This is a genomic window from Bacillus sp. AY3-1, assembly GCF_008368785.1.
In the GTDB taxonomy this organism is placed as follows: Bacteria; Bacillota; Bacilli; order Bacillales; family Bacillaceae_G; genus Bacillus_A; species Bacillus_A wiedmannii.
On record NZ_QORZ01000002.1, the window covers coordinates 97,394 to 111,071 of the forward strand.

At 32.1% G+C, this 13,678-nt stretch carries 12 protein-coding genes and 3 pseudogenes; 14 read left to right on the forward strand and 1 reads right to left on the reverse strand.

Annotated elements, in window-relative coordinates; all coding sequences use genetic code 11:
• Positions 1-116 precede the first annotated feature (116 nt).
• The 10 genes and pseudogenes from DN389_RS00750 to DN389_RS00800 all read left to right on the forward strand — a co-directional run.
• Positions 117-2,351, forward strand: a complete 2,235-nt coding sequence (locus DN389_RS00750) for an MSCRAMM family protein (protein ID WP_098628939.1) — start codon at positions 117-119, stop codon at positions 2,349-2,351.
• Between the two features lie 185 nt (positions 2,352-2,536).
• Positions 2,537-3,097, forward strand: coding sequence for a class I SAM-dependent methyltransferase (locus DN389_RS00755; protein ID WP_098128492.1), 561 nt, complete (start codon positions 2,537-2,539; stop codon positions 3,095-3,097).
• A gap of 181 nt (positions 3,098-3,278) precedes the next feature.
• Positions 3,279-3,758: an SRPBCC family protein gene (locus DN389_RS00760; protein ID WP_098128491.1), complete on the forward strand. Its 480-nt coding sequence runs from the start codon at positions 3,279-3,281 to the stop codon at positions 3,756-3,758.
• Between the two features lie 79 nt (positions 3,759-3,837).
• Positions 3,838-4,085, forward strand: a pseudogene (locus tag DN389_RS28675) (ATP-binding cassette domain-containing protein); the annotation flags it as partial.
• Between the two features lie 118 nt (positions 4,086-4,203).
• Complete coding sequence (locus tag DN389_RS00770) at positions 4,204-5,559, forward strand: RNA-guided endonuclease TnpB family protein (RefSeq protein WP_098190615.1); 1,356 nt, start codon at positions 4,204-4,206, stop codon at positions 5,557-5,559.
• A gap of 287 nt (positions 5,560-5,846) precedes the next feature.
• Positions 5,847-6,749: pseudogene (locus tag DN389_RS00780) on the forward strand (Lar family restriction alleviation protein); the annotation flags it as partial.
• A gap of 388 nt (positions 6,750-7,137) precedes the next feature.
• The gene (locus DN389_RS00785; protein WP_000376290.1) at positions 7,138-7,479 is read left to right on the forward strand and encodes a PadR family transcriptional regulator; all 342 of its coding nucleotides are present in this window, start codon (positions 7,138-7,140) and stop codon (positions 7,477-7,479) included.
• Complete coding sequence (locus tag DN389_RS00790) at positions 7,476-7,988, forward strand: DUF1700 domain-containing protein (RefSeq protein ID WP_141543227.1); 513 nt, start codon at positions 7,476-7,478, stop codon at positions 7,986-7,988. The genes DN389_RS00785 and DN389_RS00790 overlap by 4 nt, the downstream gene beginning before the upstream one ends.
• Positions 7,988-9,439, forward strand: a complete 1,452-nt coding sequence (locus DN389_RS00795) for a serine hydrolase domain-containing protein (RefSeq protein WP_149236728.1) — start codon at positions 7,988-7,990, stop codon at positions 9,437-9,439. Before DN389_RS00790 ends, DN389_RS00795 begins: the two co-directional genes overlap by 1 nt.
• A gap of 8 nt (positions 9,440-9,447) precedes the next feature.
• Positions 9,448-9,834: pseudogene (locus DN389_RS00800) on the forward strand (GyrI-like domain-containing protein); the annotation flags it as partial.
• A gap of 201 nt (positions 9,835-10,035) precedes the next feature.
• Here the strand turns inward: DN389_RS00800 and DN389_RS00805 are convergent.
• Positions 10,036-11,262, reverse strand: coding sequence for an MFS transporter (locus DN389_RS00805; protein ID WP_149236729.1), 1,227 nt, complete (start codon positions 11,260-11,262; stop codon positions 10,036-10,038).
• Positions 11,263-11,400: 138 nt separating this feature from the next.
• Between DN389_RS00805 and DN389_RS00810 the strand changes: the two genes are divergently transcribed.
• The 4 genes from DN389_RS00810 to DN389_RS00825 all read left to right on the forward strand — a co-directional run bounded on the left by DN389_RS00810 (position 11,401) and on the right by DN389_RS00825 (position 13,678).
• Positions 11,401-11,955 (forward strand): D-glycero-alpha-D-manno-heptose-1,7-bisphosphate 7-phosphatase, encoded by a 555-nt coding sequence (locus tag DN389_RS00810; protein ID WP_149236730.1) that lies wholly within the window; start codon positions 11,401-11,403, stop codon positions 11,953-11,955.
• Positions 11,956-12,004: 49 nt separating this feature from the next.
• The gene (locus tag DN389_RS00815; RefSeq protein ID WP_098128310.1) at positions 12,005-12,580 is read left to right on the forward strand and encodes an NUDIX hydrolase; all 576 of its coding nucleotides are present in this window, start codon (positions 12,005-12,007) and stop codon (positions 12,578-12,580) included.
• A gap of 95 nt (positions 12,581-12,675) precedes the next feature.
• Entirely contained in the window at positions 12,676-12,783 is a 108-nt protein-coding gene (locus DN389_RS29110; RefSeq protein WP_370512812.1) for a hypothetical protein, read from the forward strand.
• A gap of 142 nt (positions 12,784-12,925) precedes the next feature.
• Positions 12,926-13,678 carry a class I SAM-dependent methyltransferase gene (locus tag DN389_RS00825; protein WP_149236731.1) on the forward strand — a complete coding sequence of 251 codons (753 nt, stop codon included), beginning with the start codon at positions 12,926-12,928 and terminating at the stop codon, positions 13,676-13,678.

The following is a 13,678-nucleotide window of genomic DNA, read 5'->3' on the forward strand; positions in this document are numbered from 1 at the left end:
CCGAAAATCCAGAGATAAGCAAAGAAGGTATATAGAGGATGAAGTAAATCCTCACTGAAAAAAGTTTCACTTTATTCGACTGTAGAAAAAATACGGTAAAGGTGGGAACAAAGGAATTGAGGTTACAATTAAAGTTGGTAAGTATTCATTTTATGGTTTTGTTAATGTTATGTGTAAGTTTTGTCGTATATGCACCAAAAGAAGCATATGGATCCACGACTAACTTAGAAGGTCTAGGGGATATATCGCGTTATAATGCTGTTGTCTTTGGTAACCATATAGCAGTAGGTGGAGACATTGAAGGAGCAATTGCAGTTCAAGGTGATATGGATGCATCTGGTTATACAATTGTAGGTGCAGCAGCGGGAACATCTAATATAGTTGGGGAAAAATGGGATGATGAGGGATATCCATCCTTGTTATTGTCTGGAAAATTTAAAAAATCAAGAGAGGAATCTTTTATCATTCAAAACGGAATAGTCGTAATGACAAAAGAGAGTGATCCAGATCGTATCATACAATCTTCTTATGATCGTATCGTTTATAAAGAAAAACTAGAAATTGACGCGAAATTTAATGAATTTCACAACATAGTGAACCAAGTCAGTAAAAATGCAGGTCAATATAAAACGAATACCCCAATTCCAAATATGAGTTATGGAATCGGAAAAGATATAAACAATCCTAATATTTATGTTTCATCAGAACTGGTAGGGAAAATCAATTTAGATATAAGAGATGTCTTTTTACCTAATGCTAAAGGAAAAGATTTTATCGTTATGTATTCGGATGCAATAGAGGTTACATTTAAAAATGGTGCTATCTTATATGACACGAACAATATTGGTAGGGCTACAGATATAATTCCTACATCACAACCCTATTCTCCTAATTCACCGTTCACTGAGTTATACGGGAAGGTGATTTGGGTTTTTCCTAATGCAAAAAAGATCACAACAGAGGGATATGGTGTCGTTGGGAGTGTGTTTGCTCCAAATGCTGTATTAGAAACAAAAGGCGGTTCGATTAATGGACAAGCATTTGTCGGTGCAGTACAACAAACTGGTGGATTTGAATTTCACAATTTCAAATTTAATTGGCAACATTGGAACAAGCCTAGTACAGGAAAAGTAAAGATAAAAAAAGTAGATAGTAATAATGATAATAAAGAATTGATGGGGGCAAAGTTTCATATTGAAGATTCAAATAAAAAAGTAGTTGGTGAGTTAGTAACAGATGAAAAAGGGGAAGCGATATCAAAAGAATTACCAATAGGTAACTATACTCTTGTGGAAACAGAAGCGCCTAAAGGTTACGAATTATTAAAAGATAAAATAGCTGTAAAAATAGAAAAAGATGCAGTAGTAGAAATTAAAATAGGAAATAAGAAATTACCAGATCCGATGGGGAAAATGAAGCTAGTGAAAGTAGATACGGGAGATAAAAATAAAAAGCTAGCAGGAGCAAAGTTTCATATTGAAGATTCAAATAAAAAAGTAGTTGGTGAGTTAGTAACAGATGGACAAGGAGAAGCGATATCAAAGGAATTACCAATAGGTAACTATACCCTAGTGGAAGTAGAAGCACCTAAAGGTTATGACTTATTAAAAGATAAAATAGCTGTAAAAGTAGAAAAAGATGTAGTAGTAGAAAGTAAAATAGGGAATAAGAAATTACCAGATCCAATGGGGAAAATGAAGTTAGTAAAAGTAGATACGAGCGATAAAAATAAAAAGCTAGCAGGGGCAAAGTTTCATATTGAAGATTCAAATAAAAAAGTAGTTGGTGAGTTAGTAACAGATGAAAAAGGAGAAGCGATATCAAAAGAATTGCCAATAGGTAACTATACCCTAGTGGAAGTAGAAGCACCTAAAGGTTATGACTTATTAAAAGATAAAATAGCTGTAAAAATAGAAAAAGATACAGTAGTAGAAAGTAAAATAGGGAATAAGAAATTACCAGATCCGACTGGGCAATTTGAAATTGAGAAAGTTGATGATAAGGATATTAATTTAAAACTAAAAGGTGCTGTATTTCAAGTATTAGATAAAGAAGGTAAAGAAGTTACTAGATTAACAACGGATGAAAAAGGAAAGGTGATTTCCAACCAGTTAGTACTTGGAAAGTATACGATTAAAGAAATAAAAGCGCCAAACGGATATATGTTACTTAGAGATCCAATAGAAATAGAAATTACAGAAGCGGTAAGGACACAAAAACTAACAGTGAAAAATGTGAAAAATAATTGGATAATTCCTAATACTGGTGGCAGCGGAACAACAAGTTTTTACGTGATTGGTTTTGTGCTAATGTTTGGTGTGTTATGCTTATATAAGAAAAATCGTATATAAATAGTATAAAAACAGTTGTGTATTATGAACTGATTCCATAAAGTTAGAAAATCGTTTGGTTAGAAAAATTTCCAGCATGAGTTCGGTATTGTACTGGATTCATGCTATTAAATTTGTTGAAGAAGGAAGGATAATAGTAAACATAGAATATATTAATAAATCAAAATGTTTATGAGGTGAAAGTGATGGCAACAAAACAAGATGAAATTAAAGTAGTAGTCGGCGCTGGCGTGTTTAATAATAATCCAGGTTGGATTCAAACACAAGAAGATGAACTTAACTTATTAGACAAAGCTACGTGGGAAGAAAGATTTGAATACAACTCTATTTCAGCTATTTTAGCTGAGCATGTATGGGAACACCTTACTTTTGAAGAAGGTATAAGAGCAGCTGAAATTTGTTATGAATTTTTAAAGCCAGGAGGGCATATTCGTTGTGGTGTTCCTGATGCATTTTTCCGAGATGAAGCATACCAAAACACAGTTCAAATAGGCGGACCTGGCCCGAAAGATCATCCAGCAGCAGGTCATAAAATTGTTCATAATTATAAAACATTAACGGAAATGTTTAAATTTGCTGGATTTGAGGTAGTTTTACTTGAATATTGTGATGAAAATGGTCAGTTTTATTACAACGAATGGGATGCAAACGACGGTGTTATTTTCCGTTCGAAAAGGTATGATTCTAGAAATAAAGGTGAGAAGCTTGGTTTTCCATCTTTAATTGTTGATGCGATTAAGCGGTAAGTCATTCAATAAAAGCAAGAGTTAATACTCTACAATTTCATGAGTCGCAATTGCGGCTTTTTTTATTGGTATGTAATATGGAAGAGGCTATTTATAATAATTTAAAGATTTATTTTATATATAAAATCGGGTAAAATAAAAGAAGAACATATATTCTGTTTGGAGGTAGGAGGCAATATATATGATAGCTGAAATTCAAAAAGTAACCGATGGGTATATTGTAAAATTTGAACGCCGATTTCCAAATACAATAGAGGAAGTTTGGTCTGTTTTAACAGAAAACAGTAAGCTTAAAAAATGGATGTCTAATTTACAAATTGAAAGTCTTAAAACGGGTGGAATAATAAAGTTCGACATGATGGACGGTTCATTTATAAATATTGATATTTTAGAGTGTCAAGTAAACGCAGTGCTCGAATTTACTTGGGGTAAAGACCGTGTACGATTTGAAATACATAAAGAGGAAAATGGTACTCTTTTACTTCTTAAAGAATACATTCATGATTTAACAGATCATACACCGAAAGATATAGCAGGTTGGCATATTTGTTTAGATCTTTTTTCTTCCGTTCTAAAAGGAGAAGAAAAAGAATTTTCTAAAGATGGATGGCAACAGTGGTTTGAAATATATAAGGTTAAGGTTCTTGAAGTGAGAGAATAATTACGTAAGAGGATATATTTATTGTGTAATTATTACATTTTAAAAATGGTTTTGATGAAAAATAAGAATAGAGGTTAATATGAAAGTAAATCAATTAATTGCTAATAACATAAATAAATTAGATACAGCTATTCCATTTAATAAGTCGTTTGGAATCGCTGGTTTATCAGGATCGGGTAAAACAACTTTTTGTCAAACGATTGGCGAAGAATCAAAAAACGATGGGTTTCTTTATTACCAAAGGCTGAACTCTTTTGTTTCTTTCAAAATAATTTTTTGCTGGGCGAATATTTGTTTCTTTTTGTCTCACGATACAATATGCCCTTAGATAAGGAGGGAATATATCTTAAGATAACGGAATTGGATAATATTCATTACTTTTGGTTACTTGCACCAAAAGTAATGAATAAGTTTAATGAACTCTCTAAGAAAGGTGGTGAAAACAATGGCTAGAAAGAAAGCAGTGAAAGTATTACGTAAACAAAAGAAAAGAGAAACCATGCAACGATTCACGCAGAAACAAAATATCGGACGAGCTTGTCTCACGGCTAAAGAATTTCGCTTACTGCAACGCATGTCACATAGTTCAAAAGCATTGCGAAATGTTGGGTTGTACACCATTAAACAAAGTTATTTAAATCATAATAAAATGGCTACTATAAAAGAAGTGGATACCGCCATGCAAGCCGATATGAACTACTGTGGCATGCAATCAAACTCTGTTCAAGCGATTCGTAGAGCTTTATTTACAGAAGTGAAGAGCTTTTTTAAAGCACTGGAACAATGGAAGAAAAATCCTGAGAAGTTCACAGGACGTCCTAAGTTTCCGAATTATTCTCGTTCAACTGACAAACGAATCATTGAAATCTATCAAGTTCCAAAAGTGGATGATAACGGGTATTGGATAATCCCAATGAATGTTGCATTCAGAAAAAAATTTGGTTCCATTAAAATACGTATGCCAAAAAACTTAAGAAATAAAAAAATCTCCTACATTGAGATTGTACCGAAGCAAAAAGGTCGGTTCTTTGAGGTGCATTATACATATGAAATGCACGTTTCTCAAATGAAGAAACCACCCACGACTACGAGTAACGCTTTGAGTTGCGATTTAGGTGTAGACAGATTAGTAAGTTGCGTGACAAATACAGGTGAGGCATTTTTAATTGATGGGAAAAAATTAAAATCCATAAACCAATACTTCAATAAAATGATACGTAATCTGCAACAGAAAAATGTTGAAAACGGAATTTCAAAACGAGTTGTAACGAATAGAATGGCTGCAATTTGGCATAAACGAGAACGACAAATAAATGGTTACATTTCACAAACGGTAGGCCTGTTGTTCAAAAAAGTGAAAGCATTCGATATAGATACGATTGTCGTAGGATATAACACGGGTTGGAAACAAAAATCAGATATGGGAAAAAAGAATAATCAAAAGTTTGTTCAAATCCCGTTTCATAAACTAATTGCGGCAATTGAGAATAAATGTATAAAAGAAGGCATCCGACTTTTTAAACAAGAAGAAAGCTATACTTCAAAAGCTAGCTTCCTAGACAAAGATCTGGTTCCAGTTTGGTCTAAGGATGATAGAACGCATTATCGCTTTAGCGGCAAACGAATCACTCGTGGTCTGTACAAAAGTAAAGAAGGAACATGTATCCACGCAGATATTAATGGTGCATTGAATACATTGCAAAAATCAAGAGTTGTAGAATTGGATGACAACCTCAAAGTGAAAACGCCGATTCTAATAGAAGTGCAAAAACGTAAGGCTGTTGCTTCGCGCATAGCTTAGTGGGTGCGTCAACCATCCATGTGTACTCGACTTGTCGGGGCTTGTAGTACACGCCAGAGTCAGCTGAGTGGCGGCTTCTTCCATAAGGAAGAACTGCTCTTTTTCGAAAGGGTGGTGCAAGTGGGAAAACAATCGTTCGTTGCCAGTACCAACCAAAAACTTACTTTGGGTGTTACCGGAAGGTAGCATGAATGCTAGAGCGTCAACTGTCTAGCGATAGACGAAAAGACCTAGCGTTCTAACTCAAGTCCCCACTGAAACGATTCATTTCAGTGGGGGTAGTTGACGATAAAAAAGGAAAGACACGCAGAACATGGGTAGGATTTAATACAATTATTGGTGGGTATATTGTTATTTCAAAAGCAACTATTAAAGAAGAAATTAAGTCTTCTAAAGAAATGATGACATGTCCAATTTGTGAGGGAACGGTATTAAATCATCATAAACCCCTTAAATTTGGTAACTTCGATATTCGTGAAATTATCAATCAACCAGTTGATGAAGTGTTGAAGATAGTCGGTGATTTACCTGCATTTCAAAAATTGAAATTTATTGTTGGTGGCGATATGAGATTGACAGAAGATGTTTCTTTACTGCCAAGAAAAGCACAAGTTGCACTGAAAATGTTTGAATTAGAACAGGCAAGCTTTTCAAACTATGAAATGGTCTTACAAAATGTCTTACCATTCTGGGACGAAATAAAAGGAAATATCGAATCCATTAGTGTTAATAATCAAGTAACTATTTGTGATTTCCCTAATGTTTATGAAACGAGAGAAAATATTATAGATAAGTATTTCACAAATGGTAAATATAAAAAACTTACGTATGTATATGAAGCGTTTGGATACAAAAAGTTAGTTACCCAAATTAATAAAATTAAAAAAAGTAATCCATGTCCATTCTGTAAAGGGAAGAAAGTTATTACTGAAGATAATTTGCATGATGGTGTGTTTAAACTAACAATTCCATGTGTAACTTGTAATGCAACTGGTATTAATGACGAAGGACTAAAAGAAGTTGTTGAGGGTGTGGATGTACACGCATGGTTAACTAGAAAAGTTAATGATGTTGTGGATGAAAGCTTATTAACAGAAGCTGTTGTGCAAATACCAATTTTTAATCGCATTCGTGAATTGGATAAACGAGATATGATGGCGGTTTATGAATGTTTGGAGAGTAATCAGTAAAGTTTTATTAGTTTATGTGTTATTAACATAACTTATATAAATCGTATATTCTTTATAATGTTTATAATAACGCAGTATGAGTATTACAAGGTAATGAAAGAAGATCCAATTTCTTAATTTGAAAATTAAGAAATTGGATCTTTTAGTATTTTTATGTCCCGTATACTATAGTTCCAACTAGTATGGAGGAGAGATAAAAAATAATAGGGATGAACAGTTGATATATTATGTAATTATTATATTATAAAAATGATGATTAGGGGTAAAAATAGTTTATTAGTTATATCTTTATTCTTGTTTATTAATCATGTTGTTTTATTGTCTGATTTTTTAAGTTTAACAGAAATATATACTTGAATGAAGTATATATTTCTGTTAAATTTATCCTATGGATAGAACAAGTTTAATTAAAGGTCATTTAGAAATGTGTGTATTATCTATTTTGTCGAAAAAGAAAAGTTATGGTTATGAGATTATGAAAGAACTTGAAGTAAACAATTTAAAATTGAAAGGAGTAGGAAGTATTTACCCCATATTAACTAAGTTGAAAAATCAAGAGTGGGTTAATACTTATCAAGTAGTAACAGACAGTGGTAAAGTTAGGATTTATTATGAAATTAATGAAAACGGGAAAATACGTCTTGAGAAGAAAATTAATGAGTGGTTAGAATTGCAATCTGATATTCAAACATTATTAAAAAGTGGTTTGAAAGGAGACCTTCTGAAATGAGGAATAGATTGATAGGTAAAGAAAAGCAATTTTTAATAGACGTACTTAAGGAATTAAAGCAATACGATATTAGTTTAGAAGAAAGGGAAAATATTAAGCGACAAATATTAGAACATATTCAAGAATGTCGTGAACATGGTGAAGATAGTATAGATGATTTAGGTACACCTCAATTATTTGTTCAAGATTATTTAGAAATAAATGAGATTGATTTACAAGTTAAAATGAAACAACTTAAAAATAAAAAGGGTAAATTAAACACATCTATGTTACGCGGCATATTCATCGCAGTTATTACTTACCTCATCTCGCAAACTACATTTACAATATTTTTAACTAAATCATTTAATCCAACTAATAGTAAAAATACATTTCAGTATAATCTTCTATATCGTATTTCAGAAAATCAATGGTGGAATTCATTATTAATAATGATTAGTTTTATGCTCTCTGTAGTAGTATTTATTAGTTTAGTAAGTTATAAAAAAAGAAAGCTGTCTAAAGTATAATGAAGAATACGATCTATAAAATATCTCTAATTTATATTCTTTGTAATGTATTAATGTTATGTATTACAGATCCAAAAGTTTACGCTCAACAAAATATTAAAATTGCACTAGATAAGTATATTGAAAGATTTATAAAGGAGCAGAACATTCCAGGAGCTTCTGTTGCAATTGTACATAATAAGGATGTATTCTTCACAAAAACGATGGGGATTACTGGAGAATCTGAAAAAAAGGTAACTAGTAAAACCCCATTTGCAATCGGCTCAATAAGTAAATCTTTAACAGCTTTAGCTATAGTGAAATTAATAGAAGATAAAAAAATAAAATTAGAGGATCCAGTTCAACGATACCTCCCCTGGTTTAAACTAAAAGATTCTCAAATATCCTCAACTATAACAATCCAACATCTACTAACTCATACAAGTGGAATAAGCACATATGAGGGCTTATCATTATCGGATAAGCAATCCAAAAGTTCTACAGCATTAAAAGAAAATGTAATGAAACTTTCAAATGTAAAATTAACTGCTCCACCAGGTGAAAAATATCAATATAGTAATGCGAATTATATAATACTTGGTGCACTTATTGAGGCCGTTACAAATGAAACATTTTCATCATATATGGAAAAGCACATTTTTCAGCCATTAAATATGAATGGTGCGGCAGCAAGTAAAGAGACTGCATATGAAAAAGGTTATTTAACAGGTTATCAGTCTTGGTTTGGCATACCGAAAAAAAGTATAGTCGCCTATGATAATGCCGGGGCACCGTATGGCTATATTACTGCAAATTTAGAAGATATGATTCAGTATACTATGTTTTTGAATCGGTCAGAGGATGCTCAATTCTTAAAGCAAGAAAACATGGATCTTTACCTTTCACCACTTTATAAAATAAATTCAGAAAAAAGTTATGGTTTTGGATTAAGAACAGCAAATATAAATGAAAGCAACACGATGATTTGGCATTCAGGATCAACGCCCGATGCTCGTGCAGAAATATTTATTTTAAATAAAAGTGGCTGGAGTGGTGTGATTTTAACAAATAAAAATCATGTTTTAGAAGAATCAGCACTATCGGTATTGAAAAATGGGATTATTAGTATTTTGAATGGAGAAGAACCGGTTAATTCCCCTAAAAACATACCATTTACACAAATTGTTATGTCTATAGTTATATTCGCGCTTTTCATTACACCAATTATGTTAATTAAAAAATATAAACATAAGAAAACTGTTAAAAGACTAACTTGGTTATTTATAGGGGATCTATTCCTACTATTATCTATTATTTTCATCCCACTGCTTACTTATAGTACAAATTCACCATGGCATACGATTAAAATATTTGCGGCAGATGTAGCTTTACTTACAAGTATTATAGTAATTTTATTAGCTGTGAACGGATTAATATCAATCTTTATAGCCTTAAGAAGGAAGAGGGTATAAAGGAATTTTGTGAAGGCGATTTATGGAGCATATTGATGCAAGAAATTCATATTAAAAATTAGTATGGTAAATCCGTGTAATAGTATCGCTGTCTTCCATAATCAAGAATACAAAGAAAAAGATGTAGATATAGAAATACAGCTAAATATCTTGGGAAAGCACGAAAATACAAAAGGTGTTCATTTTCAAAGAATAGAGCCAATCAAAGTAGCTTCTATAATAGTAAGTGGATGTTATGAACAAATGACAGCTGTAAATGAGGCTGCGGCAAAATGGATTGAGACAGAAGGTTACGAATTAGCAGGTCCAATGTTTAATATTTATCATGTGAGCTCAGCGATGGAATCGGATCCTAATATAAGCGGGTTACAGAAGTTTGTTATCCAGTAAAATGATGATAAAGAAAAAAGGCATTTTGTATATGCCTTTTTTCTTTAGCTATTTATCAGTAAATAGCTAGAAAAATTACTTGTTGATTCGATTCATCAACGCCTAGCACAATTTAATTTGCAAATCTACAAAATTAGCGGATTGTAATGCATATTTCAGTTCCTCGATTTCAATTAACCAATCATACATAATGAACTTTCCTTCCATCATAGTTTTCGTATTGGACTATATAGTGCAATAAAAACCTCAAGTAGCTTAGTGAAAGCAGCTAAAGCAAATACAAACACTGGATTATAAGCTGAAATAATACCTCCTACTAATGCCCCGAGTGGCATAGCTAATCGTGTAAGTACACGCGAAAATCCTAAAACCCTTCCTTGCATATTTGATGGAACGGTTTCTTGGCGAACTGTGGCTACAATTGTATTCCATGCAATATTGCAAGTCATTGCAATACCGAAAGCAATGCCGGGAGCAAGCCAATATGTACTCCAAAGCGCAAAAGTTAAGCCAATTACTCCAGCGAATAGGAGTAAAGGAATTAGAAGGCCGCGCTGCAACCTCTTTTCTAAAGGAACTGCAATCAAGCTTCCTAAAAGACCACCTATTCCAATTAATGTATAATTAAAACCACTTTGTTCCGGGGTAAGTTGTAATGTGGATAATAAATAATACATGAATATACCTAATACCGCACTTGCTCCAAAGTTTCCTATCATAGCTTGAAAAGATAAAGCTAAATTTAAGCGATCATTTTTGAGCCATTTAAATCCATTAACTAAATCAGCTAGTACATTTTGAAGTGCATTTTTATCTTCGCATTTCTTGTTTACGGTTTTCATAGACGGTAATAATATCACAGCAACTAATGTTGCAATAAATGAAAGAACATTAATCCAAAGCACTTGAAAGCCGCCAATAAAAGAAATGAAAATCCCAGCTATCATTGGACCAAATAAACTAGCCAATTGATTGACCATTTGATAGAAAGAATTAGCCTTTGTTAATGATGCACCTGCAATATGTGGAATGACTGTAACAGTTGTTACATCAAAAAGCATGGACATAACTGCTAAGATAAAAGTAATTACGTATAAATGCCAGATTTCTAATAGATGTAATGCGTGTAGAATTGGTACAAGACTTACTAAAATAATATTTGTAATATCCGCTATCCAAAGTAACTTTTTTCGATCGTATCGATCAATTATTACATCAACTAAAGGGCCGAGTAAAACAATTGGCAATACATTAATAGCAAATAAAGAACTCATAATTACAGCTGAACCGGTTAATTGATAGGCAATCCAAGGCAATGCAAAAGTATATAGTGAATCCCCAATTCGTGAAATGAGTAAACCAAAAATGAAAATCTTGAATTCTTTAGAGAAAGTTGTCTTAATGGTAAGCCTGCGTTCTAGTATAAATTTCACAACTGTTTGAACCACCTTTATTATAGAGGAATTTGAAAATCATCCGTCCAATACTTGTTATATATAGAATTAATTCTGTAATTTTTAGATGAATCCTACTTTTTAGAGGTATTTTTAAACTTTAAGGAGGAAATAAAAATGAAGGCAGTATTTTTAGATAAAGATGGAACAATTGGAGGGACAGGTGGAGGAGTTCACCCGAATAAATTTACAATATTTGATTTTGCACCTAAAGCAATTCAAAGGTTAAATAACTTAGGATTAAAAGTGTTTTTATATACAAATCAAACTAGAATTGGAAGGGGATATTTTACCGAAAAAGAACTGTTTAAAGGATTTCAAAAGATGCAACAAATTTTAAAAGATGAAGGTGTATATATAGATGGAATGTACTATTGTCCACATAAAATAAATAGTAGTTGCGACTGCCAAAAACCGAATATAGGTTTACTTTTAAAAGCAGCAGAAAAACATGATTTATGCTTAAAAGAATGTTTTCTTATTGGAGATACAGGGAGTACAGATATGTTTGCAGCTGAAAGGGCTAATATGAAAAAGATTTTAGTGAGAACAGGATGGGGAGAAAGTTCATTAACAAAGTATAGAAATTTGTGGGAAGAAGTGGTATATGATTATATAGCGCAAAATCTAGTTGATGCTGTGAATTGGATTGAAGATCATTTAAATACATAATAAAATTATAGTAAACTATCTTATTCAAAGATTCTTAGGAGGTAGAATATTGATACATATAAATAAGAATGTAAGAACATCTGGTGCGTATGTAATGTATAAAAATTTATTTGTTTTTCAGGTTGGACCAACGAGTAAAGGAGATACATTAGGTGTAGTAAGGCTTGGAGGACATAAAGAAGATGAAGAAACAGCAGTAGAAACTGCTAAAAGAGAAGTGAGAGAAGAAGCTACTATTGATATTACTATTTTGAGTTCACCAAGTACATACTACAAACAGAATTGGAATGCACAATCAAAGAAAATAAAAGTAGAAAATGAAATCGATCCAATATTAATTATTGATAGTCCAGATGAAACTTTATCTATTATGTATATGGCATATTCAGAAAATGAACCAACTCCATCTTCTGAAACGAACGGGCTCTTATTACTTTCAGTAAGTGATATTAGACTTATTTGTAGTAAGGCAATCACACTAAACGATTATATTAAGCAAGGTGGAATAGCCATATTGAAAGAAAAAATGGATAAAGAATTAATCTTAAAACCTTTTCCGCAACTTTTGTTTTTAGCAGAACTTTTAAAAAAGGACCCTGTATTACTTCAGCAGTTTCTAAATTAGGATTATAAATCCACATTTATAAGTGGCTTTTTAATCCTAGATATATCTCAAGGAACTTAAGTGGGATTGGAACGAGATCAATTAATAACCGGGAAATTCCTCAAGAAATAGCACCTAAAGTGGAATATAGCTTATCTAAGCATAGAAAATCAGTAAGCGCTGTTTTGAGTAGTTTGTGTGGTAGTGGGAAAGGAGGCATTTAGAATGTACAAATAGTAATAGATTATAAAAACGTTATGTAAACTAAATGTGGTGTTTGGAATGTTTTTCTGAAATTTTATATTTTGTAATATATAATTAACTAATAAGTTTATGATTACATATCACTAAAGGGGAAAACAAAAAATGAACGAATTAGAGTACAAAAACTTTTATGATAAAGTAGGAAGATTAAATGGATGGGATTTTAGTAAAATAAAATGTGAAACTGTAGGAGATTCATGGGACTTTTATAGAGAGGTAAAAGAAAGATGCAAGCCATCACATATTTTACTAGATGTTGGTACAGGTGGAGGAGAAAATGTACTTAACATAGCATCTTCGGCTAAATTGTTAGTTGGAATAGATAATTCTGACGGAATGATTGAAAAAGCACATTCCAATTTGAGAAAATCAGATGTACAAAATGTTGAGTTTCTTCAAATGGATTCTGAAGTTTTAATGTTTCCACATGCGTATTTTGATATTGCTTCTAGTTGTCACGCACCGTTTATAGCATCCGAATTAGCAAAAGTAATGAAAAAAGGTGCTTTGTTTTTAACACAACAAGTTAGTGAACATGATAAATTGAACTTGAAAGAGGCATTTGGAAGAGGACAATGCTTTGGTGAAAGAGATGGAACTTTAAAAGAAAAGTATATGGGTGAATTTAGTAGTGCAGGATTTGAACTCGTGCAAGTACGTGAATATAATATTACTGATTATTACAGTTCGCCTAAAGATCTTATTTTCTTGTTAAAACATACACCTATTATTCCTAGATTTGGAGAAGAGGAAGAGGATTTTACTATTTTACAAAAGTTCATTGACGCAAATAGTTCTGAAAAAGGGATTCGTACGAATTCAAAAAGGTTTATGATTACTGCTGTAAAATCATAA